Below are 22,067 nucleotides of genomic sequence, written 5' to 3' on the forward strand. Positions count from 1 at the left end.
CACGACGGACCCCGCCGAACCTGCCACCGACCCAGGAGTCCCGACATGTCACGCCGTCTCTTCACGTCCGAGTCGGTGACCGAGGGCCACCCGGACAAGATCGCCGACCAGATCAGCGACTCGATCCTGGACGCGATGCTCGCGCAGGACCCGCGCAGTCGCGTCGCCGTCGAGACCATGATCACGACCGGTCAGGTGCACATCGCCGGCGAGGTGACCACCGCCGGCTACGTCGACATCGCCTCGATCGTCCGGGAGACCGTGCTGCGCATCGGGTACGACTCCTCCCGCAAGGGCTTCGACGGCTCCTCGTGCGGCGTCAGCGTCTCCATCGGCGCGCAGTCGCCGGACATCGCCCAGGGGGTCGACACCGCCTACGAGGCGCGCACCTCCGGATCGGCGGAGGACGAGATCGAGCGGCAGGGCGCCGGCGACCAGGGCCTGATGTTCGGCTATGCCAGCGACGAGACGCCCGAGCTGATGCCACTGCCGATCGCGCTGGCCCACCGGCTGGCCCGCCGCCTCTCCGCGGTCCGCAAGGACGGGTCGGTGCCCTACCTGCGTCCCGATGGCAAGACCCAGGTGACGGTCGTCTACGAGGACGACCAGCCGGTCGCCGTCGACACCGTCGTCGTGTCCTCCCAGCACGCCGAGGACATCTCGATCGAGCAGCTGCTCACGCCCGACATCCAGGAGCTCGTGGTCGAGCCGGAGCTGGCCGCCCTCGGGCTGCCGACCGACGGCTACCGGCTGCTGGTCAACCCCACCGGCAAGTTCGTCATCGGTGGTCCCATGGGCGACGCCGGCCTGACCGGCCGCAAGATCATCGTCGACACCTACGGCGGCATGGCCCGGCACGGCGGCGGCGCGTTCTCCGGCAAGGACCCGTCGAAGGTCGACCGCTCCGGCGCGTACGCGATGCGCTGGGTGGCCAAGAACGTCGTGGCCGCGGGTCTCGCCCGCCGCTGCGAGGTGCAGGTCGCCTACGCGATCGGCGCCGCGCACCCGGTCGGCCTCTTCGTCGAGACGTTCGGCACCGGCACGGTGGCCGACGACGTCCTGGAGAAGGCGATCACGACCGTGTTCGACCTGCGCCCGGGGGCGATCGTCCGCGACCTGGACCTGCTGCGTCCGATCTACGCGCCGACCGCCGCCTACGGGCACTTCGGTCGCACGGACGTGGAGCTGCCCTGGGAGCGGCTGGACCGCGTCGACGCCCTGCGCTCGGCCGCCGGCGCCTGAACGGCGAACCCTCGGCCGCGGTCGGGGTTGTCGTACCCGGTGACGACACTGTGCCGGTGAGGGTGGCCCGGGTCGTCGTGGACGTCCCCCTGGCCCACCTGGACCGGCCGTTCGACTACGCGGTGCCGGAGAAGTTCGCCGACACCGTGCAGGCCGGCTGCCGGGTGCGCGTACGGTTCCGCGGCCGGCTCGTCGACGGCATCGTCTGGGAGCTGGCCGAGGACACCGACTTCGCGGGCACGCTCCAGCCGCTGTCCCACGTCCCGTCCGGGGAGCCGGTCCTCACCCCGCAGGTCGCCCGGCTGGCCCGCGTCATCGCCGATCGGTACGCGGGCACGCTGAGCGACGTCCTCCGGCTCGCGCTGCCGCCGCGGCGCGCTGCGGCGGAGAAGCGCGAGACCCCCACGCCGGACGCGCTGCCGGAGGAGCCGGATGCCGCGGGGTTCGCCCGCTATACGGCCGGTCCCGCGCTGCTCGGCGCACTGGCGGAGAGCAAGCCGGCGCGGGCGGTGTTCTCGGCGTTGCCGGGGGAGGACTGGCCCGCCCGGCTGATCGAGCTGTGCCGCGCGACGCTGTCGGGCCGGCGCGGGTCGCTGGTCGTCGTCCCGGACGGCAAGGACCTCGCCCGGCTCGCGGCCGCCGCGGCCCGGCTGCTCCCGGAGCACTCGTACACCGTGTTGCGGGCCGACGACTCCCCGGAGAAGCGCTACCGGCAGTTCCTGGCCGCCTCGCGCGGTGCCGCCCAGGTCGTGCTGGGCACGCGCGCGGCGATGTTCGCCCCCGTGCGGGACCTCGGTCTGGTGGTGGTCTGGGACGACGGCGACGACGTCCTGGCCGAACCGCTCGCGCCCTATCCGCACGCACGCGACGTGCTGGTCCAGCGCGCCTGGCTGGACAACTGCGCGGCGGTCGTCGCCGGCACCGCCCGCACCGCCGAGGCCGCGCTGTTGCTGGAGTCCGGCTGGGCGCACGAGCTCGCCGGTGATCGCGCCGCCCTGCGTTCCGCCGCTCCCCGCATCTCCGCCCTCGGCGACGACTTCGAGCTCGCGCGGGACGCCGCCGCCCGCACGGCCCGGCTGCCGTCGATGGCCCACGAGGCGGCCCGGCGGTCGCTCGCCGCGGGGTTGCCGGTGCTGGTGCAGGTGCCGCGGTCGGGATACGTGCCGTCACTGTCCTGCGCGAGGTGCCGCGCGCCCGCGCGCTGCGCCCACTGCGCCGGGCCGCTGGGCATCTCCCCGCGGCCCGGACCCGGGGGCACCCGCATCCCGGCCTGCCGCTGGTGCGCCCGGCCGGCGGCGACGTTCGACTGCCCGCACTGCCACGGCACCAAGCTCCGGGCGGCCGTCGTCGGCGAGGGGCGGACGGCGGAGGAGTTGGCCCGCGCATTCCCGGGCGCGACGCTGCGGGTGTCGGGGCGGGTGTCCGGGGTGCTGGACTCGGTGCCCGGCGGACCGCAGATCGTCGTCGCCACGCCCGGGGCCGAGCCGGTGGCCGACGGCGGGTACGGCGCCGCGCTGCTGCTGGACTCCTGGGCGCTGCTCGGCCGGGCCGATCTGCGCGCGGGGGAGGAGACGCTGCGCCGCTGGCTCAACGCGGCCACCCTGGTGCGGCCCGCCTCCGCCGGCGGGGTCGTCGTGGTCGCGGCCGACGCCGGGCACCCCGTCGTCCAGGCGCTGGTCCGGTGGGATCCCGGCTGGCTCGCCGAGCGCGAGCTGGCCGACCGCCGCGAGCTCGGCTTCCCGCCGATCACCCGGATCGCCAGCCTGTCCGGGTCGCCGTCCGCCCTCGCCGAGTTCCTCGAGGCGCTCCGCCGGCCCGAGGGCGCGGACGTGCTCGGGCCGGTGCCCGAGCCGCCGCGGCCGGGTCAGGAGGGCGAGCGGGAGCGCTACCTGGTGCGGGTGCCGCGCAGCGAGGGCGTCGAGCTCGCGTCCGCGCTGGCGGAGGTGCAGGGCGTGCGCAGTGCCCGCAGGGCGGCCGAGCACGTGCGCGTGCAACTGGACCCGCTCGACCTGGTGTAGTGCTCGCGTGAAGACGATCGGACTGCTGGGCGGGATGAGCTGGGAGTAGAAGGACCCCGTCCCTCTCACCCCTCGCAGGCTCGGGGCGAGCCTCCGGACGGGGCCGGCCGGGCGCGCTGCGTCCTGCTGTCGGTCGACTTCGCCGAGATCGAGCGGCTCCAGGTGGCCGGGGAATGGGAGCGGGCCGGCGAGCTCCTGGCCGATGACGCCCGGGCGCTGCAGGCGGCCGGCGCGGAGCTGCTGGTGCTCTGCACGAACACCATGCACAAGGTCGCCGACGCGCTGACCGCCGCGGTCGACATCCCCCTGCTGCACATCGGCGACGTCACCGGTGCGGCCGTGGCGGTGGCCGGCCTGCGGCGCGTCGGGCTGCTGGCCACCGGCTTCACGATGGACCAGGACTTCCTGCCCGAGCGACTCCGCGCGCACGGGCTGGACGTGTTCGTGCCCGAGGCGGACGACCGCGCCGAGGTGCACCGGATCATCTACGAGGAGCTGTGCCTCGGGATCGTCCGCGAGGAGTCCCGGAAGACCTACCGGCAGGTCGTCGAGCGGCTGGTCGCGCGCGGGGCCGAGGGCGTGATCCTCGGCTGCACGGAGATCGAACTGCTCCTCGAGAAAGGACCCCTGTGCCCCCCACCGCTCACAAGCTCGCGGCGGGACCCTGCACAGGGGCCATTACGATCGTCGGGTGAGCGTCACCCCCATCCGGCTGTTCGGCGACCCGGTGCTGCGCACGCCGGCCGCCCCCGTCGTGGACTTCGACGCAGAGCTGCGCGGCCTGGTCGCCGACCTCACCGAGACCATGTTCGCCGCCGGCGGTGCCGGGCTGGCCGCCCCGCAGCTCGGCGTCGGACTGCGGGTCTTCACCTGGTACGTCGACGGCTCGGTCGGGCATCTGATCAATCCGGACGTCGCCCCGGTGGGCGAGGAGACCGAGGAGGCGCCGGAAGGCTGCCTCTCGATCCCGGGCTTCCGCTGGGACTGCCGCCACCACCTGCACGTGGTCGCGTCCGGCTGGAACATGCACGGTGACCCGGTGCGCATCGAGGGCTCCGAGCTGCTCGCCCGCGCGATCCAGCACGAGACCGACCACCTGGACGGCGTCCTGTTCGTCGACCGCCTCGATCCCGGAGCCCGCGCGGCGGCGTTCGCCGAACTCGAGGCGGCAGAGTGGGCGGGGGTCGGCGCCTACCTGCCCGCGCCGGAACCGGTCGTGAAAGTGAGTCCCCACTGAGGCTCCTGTTCGCCGGTACGCCGGCGCCCGCCGTCCCGTCGCTCGAGGCCCTGCTCGCCTCCGGCCACGAGGTCGTCGCCGTCCTGACCCGTCCGGATGCGCGCTCCGGCCGCGGTCGCAAGGAGAGCCGGTCGCCGGTGGCGGAGCGGGCCGCCGCGGCGGGGATCCCGGTGCTCCAGCCGCGCTCGCCGCGCGAGCCGCAGTTCCTCGAGCAGTTGGCCGGGCTGGCCGTCGACTGCGCCCCCGTCGTCGCGTACGGCGCCCTTGTGCCGCAGGCGGCCCTCGATCTGCCGCGCCACGGCTGGGTCAACCTGCACTTCTCGCTGCTGCCCGCCTGGCGGGGCGCGGCGCCGGTGCAGCACGCGATCATGGCCGGCGACGAGATCACCGGCGCCTCGACGTTCCTGCTGGAGGCCGGGCTCGACACCGGGCCGGTGTTCGGCACGGTCACCGACGCGATCGGTCCCCGCGACACCGCCGGCGACCTGCTCGGCCGGCTCGCCGTCAGCGGTGCCGCCCTCCTGGTCGCCACCCTCGACGGCATCGCCGCCGGCACGCTCGTGGCCGAACCCCAGCCCGCCGAGGGCATCAGCCTGGCGCCGAAGGTCGAGCCCGCCGACGCGCGTGTCGACTGGTCGTGGCCCGCCTACGTCATCGATCGGCGCGTCCGCGGGGTCACCCCCGCACCGGGCGCCTGGACGACGTGGCGGGGGGAGCGGCTGCGGCTCGGTCCGGTGCAGCCGCTGCCGGAGGTCGACCTCGTCGCCCCCGGTGAGCTGGAGGTGGGTCCCGAGGGCGTGCTCGTCGGCACCGGGCGTGGCGCCGTGCGACTGGGTGACGTGCAGCCGGCCGGCAAGCGGATGTTCCCCGCCGCCGACTGGGCGCGCGGCGCCCGGATCCAGCTCGGCGAGCGGATGGGCGAGTGACCGGCCCCCAGCGTCGCGGTCCGGGGAAGGGACGGCGGCACCCGGCGACCCGGCGCCCGCGGCTCGACGGCGCGCGGCTGACCGCCTACGACGTGCTGGACGGCGTCTCCTCCCGAGCCGCCTACGCCAACCTGCTGCTGCCGCAACTGCTGCGCGAGCGGCCCGAGCTCGACGAGCGGGATGCCGCGTTCGCCACCCAGCTGGCCTACGGCACGCTGCGGGCGCAGGGCACCCTGGACGCGGTGCTCACCGGGCTCGTCTCCCGGCCGCTGGCCGAGCTCGACCCACGGGTGCTCGACCTGCTGCGACTGGGCGCGTATCAGCTGATCGACCTGCGGGTGCCCTCGCACGCGGCGGTCGACACCTCCGTGGACCTCACGCGCGGGATCGTGGGCACCGGGGCGTCCGGGCTGGTCAACGCCGTGCTCCGCAAGGTGGCCGCCGGCGGTGACCGGGCACGATGGCTCGAGGCCCTGGACGGCGACGCGGAGGAGCGGCTCGCGCTGGCGACGGACCACCCGCGCTGGATCGTCGACGCGTGGCGCGAGGCGCTGGGCGGGAACGAGGAGCTCGAGGCGGCGCTGCTGGCCGATGACGTCGCGCCCGAGGTGCACCTGGTCGCCCGTCGGATCGCGCGCGAGGCACTGGTCGAGGAGTCCGGTGGCGAGCCGGGGCCGTGGTCGCCGTTCGCCGTCCGGCTGCGCGGCGGCGACCCGGGCCGGCTGCCGTCGGTGCGGTCCGGTGCCGCTGCGGTGCAGGACGAGGGCAGCCAGCTCGCGGCGCTGCTGCTCGCCCGCGCCCCGCTGGAGGGCTCGGACGCCGCCTGGCTGGACATGTGCGCCGGGCCCGGGGGAAAGACCCGGTTGCTGGCCGCGGTGCGCCCGGACGGGGTCCGGATCACCGCCGCCGACCGGGCGCCACACCGCGCCGAGCTGGTGGCCAAGGCGCTGACCGGCGAGCCCGACGTCGAGGTGCTCACCGCCGACGGGACGCAGCCACCGTGGGAGCCCGGTTCCTTCGACCGCGTGCTGCTGGACGCACCGTGTACCGGGCTGGGCGCGCTGCGCCGCCGTCCGGAGGTGCGCTGGCGACGCACGGCGGACGACGTCCCGCCGCTGGTCGAGCTGCAGACGGCGCTGCTGGGGAGCGCGCTGTCGTCGGTGCGGGTGGGCGGCGTCGTCGCCTACGTGACCTGCTCACCGCACACGGCGGAGACGGTGGCCGTCGTCGACGCCGCGGCGACCCGGGACGACGTCGAGGTGATCCCCGTGGCGCCGCTGTTCCCGGACGTGCCGGACATGACGCGGGGGGAGTACGGGCAGCTGTGGCCGCACCGGCACGGCACCGACGCCATGTTCATGGCACTGCTGCGGCGCACCCGCTGAGCACGGCTTTCGCACCCGCGGATTCATGGCCGCGGACGTTCGCCACCTAGACTCGGCGAACGTGTCCCGGGAACCGAAGATCGCGCCGAGCCTGCTGTCGGCGGACTTCGCCCGGCTGGCCGAGGAGTCGAAGCGGGTCGCCGACGCCGACTGGCTGCATTTCGACGTCATGGACGCCCACTTCGTGCCGAACCTGACCTTCGGCCTGCCGGTCATGGAGGCGGTGCTGGCGGTCAGCCCGATCCCCCTCGACGCGCACCTCATGATCGAGAACCCCGAGCGGTGGGCGCCGGGCTACGCCGAGGCCGGCGCGCGCAACGTGACCGTCCACGCCGAGGCCTGCGCGGACCCCCGGGCCGTGGCCCGGGACATCCGGGCCGCCGGCGCGCTGGCCGGACTCGCGATCAAGCCGGGGACCCCCCTCGACGACCACCTCGACGTGCTGCACGACTTCGACACGCTTCTGGTCATGAGCGTCGAGCCCGGCTTCGGCGGGCAGTCGTTCATCGCCGATGTGCTGACCAAGGTCCGCGCCGCCCGCCGCCTCGTCGACGCCGGGGATCTCACGCTGATCGTCGAGATCGACGGCGGCATCAATGCCGACACCATCGAGCAGGCTGCCGAGGCCGGCGTCGACATGTTCGTGGCCGGCTCCGCCGTCTACGGGGCCGACGACCCGGCGAAGGCGATCGCCGGCCTGCGCGCGCAGGCCGCCGCCGCGATGCGCGGATGAGCGACGCCGACATCCGGGGGATGGCCCGGGCGCGCGAGCTCGGGGAGTCGGTCCTCGGAACGACGAGCCCGAACCCCGCCGTGGGAGCGGTGATCCTCGATGCCGCCGGCACGCCGGTCGGGGAGGGGGCCACGGCGCCGCCCGGGGGGCCGCACGCCGAGGTGGCCGCGCTGGCCCAGGCGGGCGACCGCGCCCGTGGGGGCACCGCCGTCGTCACCCTCGAACCCTGCGCGCACACCGGCCGCACCGGCCCGTGCGCCGACGCCCTGATCGCGGCCGGGATCGCACGGGTCGTCGTCGCCGTCCCCGAGCCCACCCAGCTGGCCGGTGGCGGAGCGGAGCGGCTCCGCGCGGCCGGGGTGGACGTCGAGCTGGGGGTGGAGCAGGCCGAGGCCGAGGCAGGCGCCCTGGCGTCCTGGCTGACCGGCGTCCGCGAGCAGCGCCCGTACGTGATCTGGAAGGTCGGCGCGTCCCTCGACGGGCGGGTCGCCGCGGCCGACGGGTCGAGCCGGTGGATCACCGGTCCCGAGGCGCGGGCCGCCGTCCACCGGCTGCGGGCGACCTGCGACGCGGTCGTCGTCGGGTCCGGGACGGCGCTGGCCGACGACCCGCAGCTCACCGTCCGCGACGAGCAGGGGCGGAACGTCGAGCGGCAGCCCCTGAGGGTGGTCGTCGACCGCAGCGGCCGGGTGCCGGCGAGCGCGCGCGTGCACGACGACGCGGCACCCACCCTCGTGAGCTCGGCGGGCGATCCCGCAGCCCTGCTCGCCGAGCTCTTCCACCGCGACGTCCGCCGGGTCCTGCTCGAGGGAGGCCCCACGCTGGCCGCCGCGTTCCTCCGGTCGGGTCTCGTCGACGAGATCGTGATCCATCTCGCACCCAAGCTGCTCGGCGCAGGCCCCTCCCTGGTCAGCGACCTGGGAATTCACGGAATCGACCAGGCGCTGGAGCTTTCGGTCGCCGACGTCACCCTCCTGGGCGGGGACGTGGCGATCCGGCTGCGCCCCAACCGGCACACTGGTGGGCAGCAGGCCGCGGACGAGAGGAGCTGAGGTGTTCACCGGGATCGTCGAAGAGGTGGGCACCCTCGTCGTCCGCGAGGACCAGTCCGACGCCGCCGTGCTGCGGATCCGCGCCGACCGGGTGCTCCAGGACGTCGCCCTGGGCGACTCGATCGCCGTCAACGGGGTCTGCCTCACCGTCACCGACGTGACGGACGGCGTCTGGAGCACCGATGTCATGGCCGAGACGCTGAGCCGCAGCAGCCTGGGCTCGGTGACCACCGGCGCGCAGGTCAACCTGGAGCGCGCGGTCACGCCGCACACGCGGCTGGGCGGCCACCTGATGCAGGGTCACGTCGACGGCATGGGCACGATCGTCGGCCGCGTGCCCGGCGAGCACTGGGAGGTCGTGCGGATCTCCCTGCCGGCCGACCTGGCCCGCTACGTCGTCGAGAAGGGGTCGATCGCCGTCGACGGCGTCTCCCTCACCGTCAGCGCCGTCAGTGCCGCGGCTGATCCCGGGCCCTGGTTCGAGGTCAGCCTCATCCCCACCACCCTCCGCGACACCACCCTCGGTTCGCGCGCCCCGGGGGAGCCCGTCAACCTGGAGGTCGACGTGATCGCGAAGTACGTGGAGCGACTGCTGGGGGCCCGGTCATGAGTTCACCCCTGGCGCGGCTCGACACCATCGAGACCGCCATCGCCGCGATCAAGGACGGCCGCCCGGTCGTCGTCATCGACGACGAGGACCGCGAGAACGAGGGCGACCTGATCTTCGCGTCCGAGCTCGCCACGCCCGAGCTGGTGGCGTTCATGGTCCGGTACACCTCCGGCTACATCTGCGTGGCGGTCACCGAGTCCGACGCCGACCGCCTCGACCTGCCCCCGATGTTCCGGGTCAACCAGGACCGCCGCGGCACCGCCTACACCGTCACCGTGGATGCCCGGGAAGGCGTCACGACGGGCATCTCGGCCGCCGACCGGGCGCACACCATCCGGTTGCTGGCCGACGCCGACACGACCTCGGCGGACCTGGCCCGTCCCGGACACATCGTGCCGCTGCGGGCCAAGGACGGCGGCGTACTGCGCCGGCCCGGGCACACCGAGGCCGCCGTCGACCTCGCGGTGCTGGCCGGGCTGCGGCCCTCGGGCACCCTCTGCGAGGTCGTCAGCGAGAAGGACCCGACCGGCATGGCCCGCGGCGAGGAGCTGCGGGTGTTCGCCGACGAGCACGACCTCTGCATGATCTCGATCGCCGACCTGATCGCCTACCGCAAGCGCTTCGACAAGCTGGTCGAGCGCGAGGCCGAGGCGCTCGTGCCGCTGGCCGCGGGCACGTTCACCGCGGTGGGCTACCGCAGCTCCTACGACAACCGGGAGCACGTGGCGTTCGTCTACGGCGACATCGGCGACGGTGAGGACGTCCTCGTCCGCGTGCACTCCGAGTGCCTCACCGGCGACGTCTTCGGCTCGCTGCGCTGTGACTGCGGGCCGCAGTTGACGGCTGCGCTCGCCGCGGTCGCGCAGGAGGGGCGCGGCATCGTGCTCTACATCCGCGGACACGAGGGCCGGGGCATCGGCCTGCTGCACAAGCTGCAGGCCTACCAGCTCCAGGACGCCGGAGTCGACACCGTCGACGCCAACCTCGACCTCGGCCTGCCCGCCGACGCCCGCGACTACGGGACCGGGGCGCAGATCCTCGTCGACCTGGGCGTGCACACGATGCGGCTGCTCACCAACAACCCCGCCAAGCGGGCCGGGCTCGAGGGCTACGGGCTCAGCGTCACCGGCCGGGTGCCGCTGCCGAGCCACGTGACGGCCGAGAACCTGAACTACCTGCGGACCAAGCGCGACCGGATGGGGCACCTGCTGGACATCATCGAGCCGGAGACCGAGTCGGGCCCGGAGGACGTCCCTGCCGGTATGCCGCTGCACGTCGACGAGCAGCCCTCGTGAGTGGGAGCGGAGCTCCGGTCGTCGAGGCGGTCGACGCGTCCGGGTTGAGCCTCGGCATCGTCGCCACGACCTGGCACGCCGAGATCACCGACCAGCTCCTGGCGCGGGCGGTCGACGCGGCGCGGGAGAGCGGCATCGGCAACCCGACGGTGGTCCGGGCGCCGGGCGCCGTCGAGCTGCCGGTCGTCGCCCAGGCCCTGACCGAGCGGCACGACGCCGTCGTCGCGCTCGGCGTGGTCATCCGCGGCGGCACCCCGCACTTCGAGTACGTCTGCGACGCCGTCACCGCGGGGCTCACCCGGGTCGCCCTCGACGCCGGCAAGCCGGTCGGCAACGGCGTCCTGACGTGCGACACCGAGCAGCAGGCCCGCGACCGGGCCGGGCTGCCCGATTCGGCCGAGGACAAGGGCTGGGAGGCCACCATCGCCGCGCTCGCCACCGCACTGACGCTGCGCGGACTGCGCACGCCGCAGCGGGCCACCGGCTTCGCAGCCTCCCCGACCGGCGTGCTCCGGGACGGTGCCCGGTGAAGACGTTCGACGAACTGTTCGCGGAGCTCTCGGCGAAGGTCGAGGCCGCCGACCCGAGTTCGGGCAGCGTGCAGGCGGTGCGCGACGGCGTGCACGCGGCGGGCAAGAAGGTGGTCGAGGAGGCGTCGGAGGCCTGGATGGCCGCCGAGCACGAGACGAACGAGCGGACGGCGGAGGAGATCAGCCAACTCCTCTATCGGGTGCAGGTGCTCATGCTGACCCGGGGTCTGACGCTGGACGACGTCTACGCTCACCTGTGATTCCGCCCCACTGACAGGAGTTTCTTCCGTGCTGCGCATCGCCGTGCCCAACAAGGGCGTCCTGAGCGAGCCCGCGGCCGAGATGCTCGCCGAGAGTGGTTACCGCCAGCGCCGCAGCACCAAGGACCTCGCGGTCTACGACCCCGACAACGACACCGAGTTCTTCTACCTGCGCCCACGCGACATCGCCGTTTACGTCGCCGCCGGCACGCTGGACGTCGGCATCACCGGCCGCGACATGCTGCTGGAGACGGCGCCGGTCAACGGTGAGCAGAGCGCGGCCGCCGAGCTGATGCCGCTGGGCTTCGGGCACTCGTCGTTCCGGTTCGCCTCGCCGATCGAGTCGGGCATCGAGCGGATCGAGCAGCTGGCCGGCAAGCGGATCGCCACCGCCTACCCGGTGCTGCTGCAGGGATTCCTCGACGAGCACGGCCTCGAGGCCGGCGTGGTCAAGCTCGACGGCGCCGTGGAGACCGCCTGCCGGCTCGGTGTCGCCGACGCCGTGTGCGACGTCGTCGAGACCGGGACGACGCTCCGCGCGGCGGGGCTGCACATCATCGGCGACCCGGTGCTCACCAGCGAGGCGATCCTGGTGCGTCGCGAGGGGGCCGAGGAGATTCCCGCCGTGGCTCAGCTGCGCCGGCGGCTGCGCGGCGTGATGGTTGCCCGCCAGTACGTGCTGCTCGACTACGACTGCCCGAACGAGCTGCTGGAGAAGGCGACGGCGGTGACCCCCGGTCTGGAGGGGCCGACGGTGAGCCCGCTGCAGACGCCGGGCTGGTCGGCCGTACGCGCGATGGTCCGGCAGACCGACACCAACCGCCTGATGGACGAGCTCTGGGAGCTCGGAGCCCGCGCCATCCTGGTCACGAGCATCCACGCGTCCCGGATCTGAAAAGGCCCCCGTCCGCGAGCTTGCGAGCGGTGAGTGGGACGGGGGTCCTTCTTGTCAGTGTTCGCGCGTTGTGCGATCGACCAGGTCGATCGCGGTGCAGAGACCCAGCGCCATCGCGCGGCCGCTAGTCGAGCCGGTGGCCAGCAGCTGCGCGACCGCCGGAGCCAGCGGGCGCTCGCCGACGAGGCCGTGCAGCACCGCCGCGTACTCGCCGCTGACCCGCCCGCAGGCGGCGTGCCGGAGCAGCGCCCGGGACAGCTCCGTCGTCCGGCCGGCCGCCAGGGCGTAGACCGCGGCGGCGAACCGCTCCGCGGACGGGTGCCCCAGCAGGACCAGGCCGGCGATGGTGCCCGCCATGACGTCGTCGCCGGCCGGCGTGAGGCCGGGTCCGAGGCCGATCAGCCGGGTCGCCGTGCGGAGCGCCGCGTCGAGGTCGGCTCGGCGTACCGCCCCGCGCAGAGCGGCGAGCGGTCCGCCGGGACCGGTCGGCAGGCCGGGCAGGGTGAACGCGCTGTGCGGCACACCCTCGCCGTACAGGGCGTTGCGCAGCTGACGCACGCCCTCGGGCAGCAGGGCCGGACGCAGACTCGGCAGCCTGGGCCGGGGATTCCACCAGGCGGCGGCGCTGACCGCGAGATCGCCGACGACGATGCGGCCGCCGCCGACCAGTGCCGGTGCACCGGCGGGCAGCGCGACCAGCGGGCGCCCGTTGCTCGGGCGGAAGAGCACACAGCCCAGGGGAAGCCGGGCGGCGTCACTGGTGAGGACGCCGACGACGTCGGTGCCGCGCTCGGTGGCCACCTGCAGGTAGACGGCGGCCGGAACGGACATCAGGACGCGGGCCTGACGGATCGGGCCGCGCAGGAGTTCGGCCACGCCGGTGCTGGCGGAGGCGGGAACGGCGGTCGCGGAGCGGGCCGGACGGGCCGTCCGCGCCGCGGCCTGCGCGGAGGCGCGCGGTAGAGGAATCGTGGGAACGCCGGCCTGCGCGGCGCGGCCGCGGCGCACCGCGTCTGCCGGCAGGTGGGTTCCCGGGCCATTGAGGTCATCGATCGTGCGCATGCGCGGCCCTTCGGCGGAGGGACGACGGGAGGCCCCCGCCCCCCGCCCGGTTCCGCTCCACTCCGCCTGTGGGGGGAGGTGGTCGCCCACTGGGAGCGACGGCCTACCATCCAGCGAGCGGAGTGGACCGGGGTTCGAACCTATGCGGCGCGTCGCGGGCCCTCTCATGGCGGAAGTCGCCAAGAATGAGGGTCGCCGTCCGGGGACTACTGACAGCCAGTCGGGATGTGGCAACCTGGACGGTGACTACGAGGGGGATGCGGCGTGACCCAGAGTGAGACCTCGCAGACGGCCTCGACACAACGTAACGGATCGGTTCCGTTCCGGCGTAACTGGGCTGTCGACGAGTCGCGAACCGAGACCACCCGCGACGCCCGGACCAGTTGGCAGGAGCGGATGGGCCTGACGGTCGAGGAGGCCCTCGAGCTCCCCGGACTGCGCGGCACCACCGTGGCCGCCGGCGCCTCCGGCCTCGGCCGCGTCGTCCGCCACATGGTCGTCGACGACCCGGCCGACCCGCTCGCCGCGGCCGGCCCCGACGTCCTCGTCGTCCTCGGTGCCCGGCTGCCCCCGGCCGACCCGGCGAACTGCCGCGCCCTCGTCGAGCGGCTGGACTCGATGGGCACCTCGGCCCTCGCCTTCCGCCGCACCGAGGGGCCGGCCCCGGTGCCGGCGGAGGTGCTCGCCGAGGCCGAACGCCGCGGTCTGCCCGTCCTGGCGCTGCCCCCGCACGTGCGCATGGACGAGGTGGTCTCGGAGGTCCTCGGCACCGTCGTGACCAAGCAGGGCCAGGCCCTGGCGTTGTCCTCCCGCATGGACGACGAGTTCATCGGGGTGGCGCTCACCGGGGGCGGCCTGCCCGAGGTCGCCCAGCGGCTGGCCGTGATGCTGGAAGGCACGGCCGTGCTGGGCCTCGGCCCCGACCGCGAGGTCGTGACGAGCGCCGGCCCTCGCGACGACGTCGAGGAGATCAGCGACTGGCTGTGGCTGCTCGACGCCGCGGCCGACGACGCGCTCGCCGAGCTGACCCCGTCCCGCCGGCTCTCCGGCGTGCGTGCGGACCAGACCGTGGTCACGCCGGCCGACGTCCTCGCCGACGCCGACCTGTCCCCGGCCGACGGCATCCTGCTGGTGCCCGGTCACCACGAGCTCCCCGGTGGGGTGGGGGAGTACGCGGTCGCCCCCATCATGGCCGGCGACCAGCGGCACGGCTGGCTCGTGGCCGTGCACCGTCACGGCGCGATGATGCTCGGAGCGGGGGGCGTCCTGGAGCGGGCCGCGGTCATCGCGGCCCTGTCGGTCATCCGCCTACAGGCCGTGCACTCGGTCGAGCTGCGGTTCCAGGGCGACCTGGTCCGGCGGCTGGTGGGTGGTTCGGTGGGCCACACCGAGCGCACCCTGGCCTACACGCGGTCCTTCGGCTGGCGCCTGGACGGACCGGTCGCCGTCCTGGTCACCGCGACCGAGACCGTCGCCGACGCCCAGGCCGACCCGACCAAGGCGCTCGACGTGCTCGACCGCCTGGCCGACGGCTGGCGGGCCGCGCTGGAACCCGAGGTCGCCGGCGCGGCGGTCGCGGGTCTCGCCACCGAGATCGTCACCCTGCTGCCGCTGGACGGCCGCACCCCCGAGGAGCTCTCCGGCCTGGTCGCGGCGGTGACCTCCCGCGTCAACGGCCGGCTGCGGCGCGTGGGCCGCGTTCTCGGCACCGGCATCGGGCGGCCCGCGGAGTCGCTGTCGGCGTTGCAGGAGGCACACCGGCAGGCCCAGCGGGCGCTCGGCGTCGGCCAGGAGATCCACGGCGCCTCGGTGACCCACTTCGACCAGCTGGGGGTCTTCCGCCTGCTCTCGCTGATCCCCGACAGCACCGAACTGCGCACCTACGTCGACGAGGTGCTCGGTCCGCTGGCCGATGCGGCCGACGCCGACTCCGCCGACCTGCGCGAGACGCTGCGGGTCCTGCTCGAGACCAACCTCAACGTCGCGGAGTCGGCCCGGCGCCTGCACTTCCACTACAACACGATGCGCTATCGGATCGGCAAGCTGGAGCGGATGCTCGGGCCCTTCACCACCGATCCGACGCTGCGACTGAACCTGCTGCTCGCGCTGCATGCGGCGCGGATGCGCGGGCTGGACCAGCCACACCGGCCGCCGGTCGAGGCCGGCTACACGACGACGCCGGACGACGGCTTCGACGCGCTGCTCTAACCGTGCACGCCGGGGTCGCCGCACTGATCGTGCGGATGACGGACCTGCTGGCCCGCCTGGAGGACGACGGCGACCCCGCCCGGTTCTTCCTCGGCACATACCTGCGCACCACCCGGGCGGTCGCGGCCGCCCTGGACTCCGGGACGTTCGAGGACGGGAACTGGGTCGCGCGCTGGGACGTCGACTTCGCCGCGCTCTACCTCGACGCCCTCGACGCCCACCGGGTCGACCCGGCGGCGCCGTCCGCGCCCTGGCGGCTCGCCTTCGGCGCGACGCCGGGGCTGCCTCCCGAGGCGCACGTGCTGCTCGGCATGAACGCGCACATCAACTTCGACCTGCCGCAGTCGCTGATCGCCGTGATCGCGCCGGAGGCCTTCGCCGACCGTGCCCTGCTGGCCCTCCGGCGCCGCGACCACGAGCGGATCGACGCCGTCCTGGCCGCGCGGGTGGCCGAGGAGGATCTCGCGCTCGAACTCGTCGGGGGGCGCCGCACCCCGCTCGACCGGGTGCTGGCGCCGGCGAACCGGTTCGCCAGCCGGCTGTTCCTGCGGGAGTCGCGGCGCAAGGTCTGGGCCAATACCCGGGCCCTGCACGCGGCGCGGCTGGGCGGCCCGGACGCGTACGGCCAGCGGCTGGCGGAGCTGGAGGCCGCGAGCGCCGCGCGGGTGCGGGATCTGCTGCGGCCCGGCCCGGTGCTGCTGCGGCTGGCCGTGCGGGGCTTCGGGGTGTCCCTCCCCTGACGGCCCGTCCCGAGAGGGACGGGGTCCTTTCTCAGTCGAGCGCCAGGGCCGCCGCTCCGGCGAGGACGACGTCCGCCCGGTCGACCGCGCCGGTCAGGTGCGCGCCCAGTTCACGGGGGGTGATCCGGTCGGCGACCAGGCGGCAGAAGCGCCCCGCGTCGGCGACGATGCACACCTCCGGCACTTCTCCTGCGCCGGAACGTTCGCCCACGACGACGTCCCAGGTTCCGCCACCGGCCCCGGTCAGCACCAGGTGCACGTCGAGCGGCGTTCCGGCCGCCACCTGAGCGACCCCGTGGGGCAGCAGCCGGGCCGCGAGGTCCGTCATGAGCCGCAGGACGGCGGCATCGGGCTCGCTCGCGGGCAGGCCGGCTGCCCGCCGGATGTCGTTCTCGTGGGTCCAGAGCTCGAACGCTCGGACCACGAGCAGGCAGCGCAGCGTCAGTCGCATCCCGTGCAGGAGGACGACGGCGTCGAGGCCGGCGCCGTCGAGCGCGGTGAGGGTCGCGGCGACCGCGGCGTGCCACTCGTCGCGGGTGTCCTCCGGCGGTCGTCCGGCCTGCCGTTCCGCCGTCGGCTGGGTGGAGACGACGTGGTCGGCGGCCGCGACCCCGGAGTCGCCCGCCAGCGCGCGTCGCAGGTCCTCCTCCACACCGGTGAGGTGCCCGACCAGCCCCTGCACGTCGAGGCCGCGCAGCACCGGCGTCCGCCACCGGTCGGCCGGGAGGCCGGTCAGCACGGCGGAGAAGGCGGCCGCGGCCCGACCGAACGCCTCCACGGGCGTGATGTCCGGGAGATTGGGCAGGGCGCGACCGGGAGCGCGTGCCTGGCGGGCCGCTGCCAGCACCCGGTTGCGGACCTCTTTCGTGGACGCGGTCACGACGGCTCCAGCAGCTCGTGGTCCAGCACGGCCTCCAGCTTCGCCAGCGCCAGGCGCACCCGCGACTTCGCCGTCCCCTCCGCGATGCCGACCCGCAGCGCGACGTCGCGGTAGCTCAGGCCGCCGAAGTAGGCGAGCTCCACCACCTGGCGCTGATCGGGTGGCAGCCCGCGCACCGCGGCCCGGACGGCGGAGGCGGTGGCGGCCTCGGCGACCTCCTCGCCGGGGGTCGGCTGCCGCGGCGGCGGCAGCATCCGGCTGGAGCGCGCCTCCCGTCCGGCGCGGCGGAGCTCGCTGCGGACGACGTCGAGCGCGCGGTGCCGGGCGCAGAGGTTCAGGTAGGTCCGCAGGCCGGCGAGGGTCTCGTCGTAGCGCTGGGGATGGATCCAGAGGTCGACGAACACGTCCTGGACGACGTCCTGGGCCGCCACGCCGTCGCCCAGGATCTCCCGCGCGGCGGCATGGACGGCCGGCGCGAACTCGTCGAACGCCTCGGCGAGGGCGCGGTCGTCACCGGCCGCCAGACGGGCGGCGAGGAGGGAGTCGGCGGACCCCACGGCGCGGACGGTACCGCCGCGCCTCCCGCGGCAGAACCGGGTCGGCCGCCGCGTCGCTCCCGCGACGGCGCGTCGCAGCACCTGGGCGCCGGTTGCCTGCACGCCTCTTCTGCGTCGCCGGGCGTCCGAGCGGATCACCCGGTTCTCGGTGATCCGGGAACGGTCGCCGCGGCGCACAGGACGTCGACGGGGGACCGGACAGCAGGGATCGATACACGAGGAGGAGACATGGCCGTCATCGCCGAGGTCACACTGCGTGGGGTCACCAGGGAGCAGTACGACGCCGTCCGGGCGCGCACCGGATGGCTGGAGCGGATACCGGACGGGGGCCTCGCCCACCTGACCTGGTGGGAGGGGGAGGACTGCCACAACCTGGACGCCTGGGAGAGCGAGCAGGCGTTCGGCGCCTTCGGCGAGCAGCGGCTCACCCCGGCGATGACCTCCCTCGGCCTGGACGTCCCGCCCGAGGTGACGTTCCACCCGGCGCACGAGGTCTTCACGCCGCGGGCCGGCATCGTCGCCGCCACCGACGTCCCGAACGTGGCAGCCACGAGCAACGTCGACCTGATCCGGGCCGGGTACGCCGCGTTCGCGACCGGGGACATCCCCTCGGTCCTCGCACTGTTCGCCGACGACCTCGTCTGGTCGACGCTCGACAGCGTGCCGGCCGGCGGCGTCTACCGGGGCCCCGGCGGCGCGGGCGAGTTCTTCTCGAAGCTGCCCCAGATGTACGCCGAGCTGAGCGTGGAGCCCGAGCGGTACGTCGACGGCGGCGACACCGTCGTCGTCCAGGGGCGGCACCGCGGCCGGACGATCTCGGGCAACACCTTCGACGTGCCGTGGATGCACCTCTGGACGCTCCGGGACGGCAAGGCCACATCGTTCACGGAGGTGTTCGACACGGCGACGATCGTGCGGGCGCTCGGGAGCGGCGTCGACGTCGAGGGCACCCTCCGGCGGATGTTCGACGAGATCATCAACGAGGGCCGGCTGGAGGTGGCGGACGAGCTCTTCGCCGAGGACTACGTCGACCACGGCCCGATGGGTGACATGGCCGGGCGCGAGGCGTTCAAGCAGCTGGTGGCGATGTGGCGCGGCGCGGTGCCGGACGTGCACTGCGACATCGACACGGTCGTCGTCGACGGCGATCTGTGCGCCTGGCTGGTGCGGACGACGGGCACGCACACCGGCGACGGGCTGGGCTTCCCGGCGACCGGCCGCGGCTTCCGGACGGTGAGCGCCAACATCGGCCGGTTCCGCGACGGCAAGGCCGTGGAGCACTGGGCCGAGCAGGGGATGTTCCCGATGCTGACCCAGATCGGCGTCATCCCGATGCCGCCGGCCGCCGGCGCCGTGCCCAGTCCCCGCGCGGCGACGTCCGAGAGCGCGGCACGTCCGGCCATGTCCTGAGGGGCTGATCCCCACCCGGCCGCCCTCCAGGGCGGGCGCTACGTTCGGCCCGACGCTGCGCGGGCGGCGCGGGGAGGGATCGATGACCACAGCAGCTGGGCCCCTGGCAGGGAAGGTCGCCCTCGTCACCGGGGCGTCGTCGGGCATCGGTGCGGCGACGGCGATCGCCCTCGCCGAGGCGGGCGCCGCGGTCGCCATCGGGGCCCGGCGCACCGAACGCCTGGACGCGCTGGCGGCCACGCTCACCGACGGCGGCTCCCGGGTGCTCCAGCTGGCGCTCGACGTCACCGACGAGCAGGCCTGCGCCGACGCCGTCCGCCGGACCCGCGACGAGCTCGGTGGCCTTGACGTCCTGGTCAACAACGCCGGCGTGATGCTGCTGGGCACGATCGTGGGGGCCGACCCCGAGGACTGGCGGCGGATGCTGCACACCAACGTCCTCGGCCTGATGTACATGACCCACGCCGCGATCGAGGGGATGGTCGAGCAGGGCTCCGGGGACGTCGTGAACATCTCCAGCGTCGCGGGTCGCACGGCGCGCAAGGGCGCCGGGGTCTACAACGCCAGCAAGTGGGCGGTGAACGCCTTCAGCGAGTCGCTGCGGCAGGAGGTCACCGGCCGCGGCGTCCGCATCTCGCTGGTGGAGCCCGGCGCGGTCGCCACGGAGCTCACCGACCACATCACCCAGCCGGCCGCCAAGGCGGCGTCCAAGGAGATGGCGGCGAACATGACGCCGCTGCAGGCCGGGGACATCGCCCGCGCGATCACCTACGTCGTCAGCCAGCCGCCGCACGTGGCGATCAACGAGGTGCTGGTCCGCCCGACCGACCAGGAGCGCTGACCGTCGGGCGGGCGGGGCGACGGGTCAGCCGTCGCTGCGGGCCGGGCCCAGCGGCGGGCGGGCGGCACGGATCCAGGTGACGCCGTCGGGCAGTCCGGTCAGGCCGGGTCCGCCCGGGCCGGCCGAGAGGGTGGCCCGTCCGCTGCCCAGCGGCAGGTCGTGGATGGTCAGCGCCCCGTAGCGATCCGGCCACGCGGGGGCGAACCAGACCTCGTCCCGCGGGATGCGGGGCTCGAGCCGCAGCAGCAGGCGCATCGCCTGGATCGGCGTGGCCGCGGCCCAGGCCTGGGGCGAGCACGACGTCGGGTAGGGCACCGGCGTGCGGTAGTCGTCGCGGTCGAAGCCGCAGAAGAGCTCCGGCAACCGGCCGCCGAACGCCGTGGCGGCGTCGAGCAGGCCGGTGGCGATGCGCTGTGCCTCCTCGACGAAGCCGTACTGCATGAGCCCGGAGGCGACCAGGACGCTGTCGTGCGGCCAGACCGAGCCGTTGTGGTAGCTCATCGGGTTGTAGGCGCCCATGGAGGTGGCCAGGGTGCGCACTCCCCATCCGGTGAACATCTCGCGCGACATCAGGTGGCCGGCGACGTCGGCGACCTTGTCGTCGTCGACGATGCCGGACCACAGGCAGTGGCCCATGTTGGAGGCGAGCGCGTCGACCGGTCGCTTGTTCCCGTCGAGCGCGATCGCGAACCAGCCGCGGTCGCGGAGCCAGAACCGTTCGTTGAACGCCGTCTTCAACGCATCGGCGCGGTCGGCCCACCGTCGGCGGGTCGCCTCGTCCCCGGCCTCCGCGGCGAACTGCGACCTGGCGACGTAGGCGGCGTAGACGTAGCCCTGCACCTCGCAGAGGGCGATCGGACCCGCGGGCAGGCTGCCGTCGGCCCGGTTGATGCCGTCCCAGGAGTCCTTCCAGCCCTGGTTGGTCAGTCCGACGTCGGTGCTGCGCGCGTACTCGACGAAGCCGTCGCCGTCGCGGTCGCCGTGGTCGACGATCCACTCCAGCGCGCGGTCGGCGTGCGGGAGCAGGTCCCTCACCGCCTCCGACTCGATGCTCCACCGGCGGAGCTCGCCGAGCAGGACGACGAACAGCGGGGTCGCGTCGACCGTGCCGTAGTACACGTGGCCTCCGCCGTGGGACAGCGGGAAGTCGGCCCCCAGCCGGGTCTCGTGCAGGATCCGACCCGGTTGCTCCTCCGTGCGCGGATCGACTTTCGTGCCCTGGTCCCGCGCCAGCGTCTGGAGGGTGCCGAGGGCGAGCGCCGGGTTCAGCGCGAGGGCCATGTAGGACGACAGCAGGGAGTCCCGGCCGAACAGGGCCATGAACCACGGGGCGCCGGCGGCGACCGCGACGGTGTCGGGGTGCGCCGGATCGAACAGCCGCAGGCTGCCCAGGTCCTCCACGCTCCGGCGGAGGGTGTGCCGCAGGTCGGCCCGATCGGTCTGGGCCCACGGGCTGTGCTCCTGCCAGCGGCGGAACCGTTCGGCGGCGCGGGACTCCTCGACCGGCCGGCCGAGCGGAAAGGTGGGCTCGACCGCTAGGCCGTCGACGAGCGGTACGACCAGGACGCTGGTCCGCCAGTCGCTGTGCGGTGCGAGCACGAGGTCGAAGACCAGCTGGTCGTCACGGGCCGTGGCGCCTGCTGCGCTGATGCGCACCGCACGTCCGTTGTCCGCCGGCCCCGACGACAGAAGGAGGGCGTCCCCCTGGGCCGTGGCCGTCACGGGCACGTCCGTGCGCGCCCGGCCCTCCTTGACCGCGAAGAGGTCGGCGAAGTCGCTGCCCGCGTCGAGGGTGAGGGTCGTGGTCACCGGGGCGTTGCCGACGTTGCGGACGCGCAGGTCCTCGCGCATGCCGTTCCCCACCGCGCGGCTGCGCTCCACGAACAGTTCGGTGGACGCCGACCGCGGTGGGACGCGGGCGAGGAACGTGGCCCGAAACGGTTCGTGGGGGACGACGGTGAGCACCTGGACGGGGCCGCCGGCCAGGCGCAGCCGCCAGGTCGCGAGGATCCGGGTGTCGTGGAAGAACAGCCCCTCGGGGTGCTCGGGGTCCATGTCCCCTGACCGCCCCGACACGGCGAAGGTGGAGCCCTCGACGAGGGTGACGGAGTAGTCCGCCGCGACGGCCGGCTCCTCCTCGGGCTCGGCGAGGGCAGTGGCGTGGTCCTGGGTCATCGGAGCTCTCC

20 protein-coding genes and 1 pseudogene are annotated in these 22,067 nt (G+C 74.4%); 17 read left to right on the forward strand and 4 right to left on the reverse strand.

The genetic code is table 11. From position 1 onward, the window contains the following. Positions 1-45: 45 nt before the first annotated feature. The 13 genes and pseudogenes from metK (at position 46) to hisG (ending at position 12,183) form a co-directional block, all read left to right on the forward strand. Positions 46-1,242 (forward strand): methionine adenosyltransferase, encoded by a 1,197-nt coding sequence (gene metK / locus AC2H4J_RS22265; protein WP_487467104.1) that lies wholly within the window; start codon positions 46-48, stop codon positions 1,240-1,242. A gap of 56 nt (positions 1,243-1,298) precedes the next feature. Beyond that, positions 1,299-3,260, forward strand: a complete 1,962-nt coding sequence (locus AC2H4J_RS22270) for a primosomal protein N' (protein ID WP_487467105.1) — start codon at positions 1,299-1,301, stop codon at positions 3,258-3,260. A 126-nt stretch (positions 3,261-3,386) separates the two neighbouring features. Continuing rightward, a pseudogene (locus tag AC2H4J_RS22275) lies at positions 3,387-3,869 on the forward strand (aspartate/glutamate racemase family protein); the annotation flags it as partial. A gap of 82 nt (positions 3,870-3,951) precedes the next feature. Further along, a complete protein-coding gene (def, locus tag AC2H4J_RS22280) occupies positions 3,952-4,497 on the forward strand; it encodes a peptide deformylase (protein WP_487467106.1) in 546 nt (181 codons plus the stop codon). Further along, a complete protein-coding gene (gene fmt, locus AC2H4J_RS22285) occupies positions 4,434-5,423 on the forward strand; it encodes a methionyl-tRNA formyltransferase (RefSeq protein ID WP_487467107.1) in 990 nt (329 codons plus the stop codon). The genes def and fmt overlap by 64 nt, the downstream gene beginning before the upstream one ends. Continuing rightward, complete coding sequence (locus AC2H4J_RS22290) at positions 5,420-6,808, forward strand: RsmB/NOP family class I SAM-dependent RNA methyltransferase (protein WP_487467108.1); 1,389 nt, start codon at positions 5,420-5,422, stop codon at positions 6,806-6,808. The genes fmt and AC2H4J_RS22290 overlap by 4 nt, the downstream gene beginning before the upstream one ends. A gap of 61 nt (positions 6,809-6,869) precedes the next feature. Further along, a complete protein-coding gene (rpe, locus tag AC2H4J_RS22295; protein ID WP_487467109.1) occupies positions 6,870-7,541 on the forward strand; it encodes a ribulose-phosphate 3-epimerase in 672 nt (223 codons plus the stop codon). Further along, a complete protein-coding gene (gene ribD / locus AC2H4J_RS22300) occupies positions 7,538-8,593 on the forward strand; it encodes a bifunctional diaminohydroxyphosphoribosylaminopyrimidine deaminase/5-amino-6-(5-phosphoribosylamino)uracil reductase RibD (RefSeq protein ID WP_487467110.1) in 1,056 nt (351 codons plus the stop codon). Before rpe ends, ribD begins: the two co-directional genes overlap by 4 nt. Before the next feature lies 1 nt (position 8,594). Then, positions 8,595-9,203, forward strand: a complete 609-nt coding sequence (locus AC2H4J_RS22305; protein ID WP_487467111.1) for a riboflavin synthase — start codon at positions 8,595-8,597, stop codon at positions 9,201-9,203. Further along, positions 9,200-10,498 carry a bifunctional 3,4-dihydroxy-2-butanone-4-phosphate synthase/GTP cyclohydrolase II gene (locus AC2H4J_RS22310; protein WP_487467112.1) on the forward strand — a complete coding sequence of 433 codons (1,299 nt, stop codon included), beginning with the start codon at positions 9,200-9,202 and terminating at the stop codon, positions 10,496-10,498. The genes AC2H4J_RS22305 and AC2H4J_RS22310 overlap by 4 nt, the downstream gene beginning before the upstream one ends. Next, positions 10,495-11,028 carry a 6,7-dimethyl-8-ribityllumazine synthase gene (ribH, locus tag AC2H4J_RS22315; RefSeq protein ID WP_487467113.1) on the forward strand — a complete coding sequence of 178 codons (534 nt, stop codon included), beginning with the start codon at positions 10,495-10,497 and terminating at the stop codon, positions 11,026-11,028. Before AC2H4J_RS22310 ends, ribH begins: the two co-directional genes overlap by 4 nt. After that, positions 11,025-11,288 carry a phosphoribosyl-ATP diphosphatase gene (locus AC2H4J_RS22320; RefSeq protein ID WP_487467114.1) on the forward strand — a complete coding sequence of 88 codons (264 nt, stop codon included), beginning with the start codon at positions 11,025-11,027 and terminating at the stop codon, positions 11,286-11,288. The genes ribH and AC2H4J_RS22320 overlap by 4 nt, the downstream gene beginning before the upstream one ends. Before the next feature lie 28 nt (positions 11,289-11,316). Continuing rightward, positions 11,317-12,183 carry an ATP phosphoribosyltransferase gene (gene hisG / locus AC2H4J_RS22325; RefSeq protein WP_487467115.1) on the forward strand — a complete coding sequence of 289 codons (867 nt, stop codon included), beginning with the start codon at positions 11,317-11,319 and terminating at the stop codon, positions 12,181-12,183. Between the two features lie 54 nt (positions 12,184-12,237). On the opposite strand, the gene AC2H4J_RS22330 is transcribed toward hisG, so the two are convergent. Then, the gene (locus AC2H4J_RS22330; RefSeq protein WP_487467116.1) at positions 12,238-13,245 is read right to left on the reverse strand and encodes an oxamate carbamoyltransferase subunit AllH family protein; all 1,008 of its coding nucleotides are present in this window, start codon (positions 13,243-13,245) and stop codon (positions 12,238-12,240) included. 396 nt (positions 13,246-13,641) lie between these two features. On the opposite strand from AC2H4J_RS22330, the gene AC2H4J_RS22335 reads away from it, so the two are divergent. Together AC2H4J_RS22335 and AC2H4J_RS22340 are read left to right on the forward strand one after the other, a co-directional pair. Then, positions 13,642-15,453: a PucR family transcriptional regulator gene (locus tag AC2H4J_RS22335; protein ID WP_487467117.1), complete on the forward strand. Its 1,812-nt coding sequence runs from the start codon at positions 13,642-13,644 to the stop codon at positions 15,451-15,453. 2 nt (positions 15,454-15,455) lie between these two features. Next, positions 15,456-16,193 (forward strand): DUF5995 family protein, encoded by a 738-nt coding sequence (locus AC2H4J_RS22340; protein ID WP_487467118.1) that lies wholly within the window; start codon positions 15,456-15,458, stop codon positions 16,191-16,193. 31 nt (positions 16,194-16,224) lie between these two features. Here AC2H4J_RS22340 and AC2H4J_RS22345 read toward each other — a convergent pair whose 3' ends face one another. Both AC2H4J_RS22345 and AC2H4J_RS22350 read right to left on the reverse strand, forming a co-directional pair. Continuing rightward, entirely contained in the window at positions 16,225-17,073 is an 849-nt protein-coding gene (locus AC2H4J_RS22345; protein ID WP_487467119.1) for a maleylpyruvate isomerase family mycothiol-dependent enzyme, read from the reverse strand. Continuing rightward, entirely contained in the window at positions 17,070-17,630 is a 561-nt protein-coding gene (locus AC2H4J_RS22350) for an RNA polymerase sigma factor (RefSeq protein WP_487467120.1), read from the reverse strand. The genes AC2H4J_RS22345 and AC2H4J_RS22350 overlap by 4 nt, the downstream gene beginning before the upstream one ends. A gap of 228 nt (positions 17,631-17,858) precedes the next feature. Here AC2H4J_RS22350 and AC2H4J_RS22355 point away from each other — a divergent pair, with 228 nt between their 5' ends. After that, positions 17,859-19,040: a nuclear transport factor 2 family protein gene (locus AC2H4J_RS22355; protein WP_487467121.1), complete on the forward strand. Its 1,182-nt coding sequence runs from the start codon at positions 17,859-17,861 to the stop codon at positions 19,038-19,040. Positions 19,041-19,122: 82 nt separating this feature from the next. Further along, positions 19,123-19,881 carry an SDR family NAD(P)-dependent oxidoreductase gene (locus tag AC2H4J_RS22360; RefSeq protein WP_487467122.1) on the forward strand — a complete coding sequence of 253 codons (759 nt, stop codon included), beginning with the start codon at positions 19,123-19,125 and terminating at the stop codon, positions 19,879-19,881. 24 nt (positions 19,882-19,905) lie between these two features. Here AC2H4J_RS22360 and AC2H4J_RS22365 read toward each other — a convergent pair whose 3' ends face one another. Continuing rightward, complete coding sequence (locus AC2H4J_RS22365; protein WP_487467123.1) at positions 19,906-22,056, reverse strand: amylo-alpha-1,6-glucosidase; 2,151 nt, start codon at positions 22,054-22,056, stop codon at positions 19,906-19,908. Between the last annotated feature and the right edge of the window lie 11 nt (positions 22,057-22,067).

The organism is Blastococcus sp. OS1-29 (assembly GCF_057628075.1).

Excerpts from the sequence above, each read along its gene's own strand:
- metK (WP_487467104.1), top strand. The coding sequence starts at position 46 with ATGTCACGCCGTCTCTTCACGTCCGAGTCGGTGACCGAGGGCCACCCG.
- ribD (WP_487467110.1), top strand. The coding sequence starts at position 7,538 with ATGAGCGACGCCGACATCCGGGGGATGGCCCGGGCGCGCGAGCTCGGG.
- AC2H4J_RS22310 (WP_487467112.1), top strand. The coding sequence starts at position 9,200 with ATGAGTTCACCCCTGGCGCGGCTCGACACCATCGAGACCGCCATCGCC.
- AC2H4J_RS22330 (WP_487467116.1), bottom strand. The coding sequence starts at position 13,245 with ATGCGCACGATCGATGACCTCAATGGCCCGGGAACCCACCTGCCGGCA.
- AC2H4J_RS22335 (WP_487467117.1), top strand. The coding sequence starts at position 13,642 with ATGGGCCTGACGGTCGAGGAGGCCCTCGAGCTCCCCGGACTGCGCGGC.
- AC2H4J_RS22355 (WP_487467121.1), top strand. The coding sequence starts at position 17,859 with ATGGCCGTCATCGCCGAGGTCACACTGCGTGGGGTCACCAGGGAGCAG.
- AC2H4J_RS22360 (WP_487467122.1), top strand. The coding sequence starts at position 19,123 with ATGACCACAGCAGCTGGGCCCCTGGCAGGGAAGGTCGCCCTCGTCACC.
- AC2H4J_RS22365 (WP_487467123.1), bottom strand. The coding sequence starts at position 22,056 with ATGACCCAGGACCACGCCACTGCCCTCGCCGAGCCCGAGGAGGAGCCG.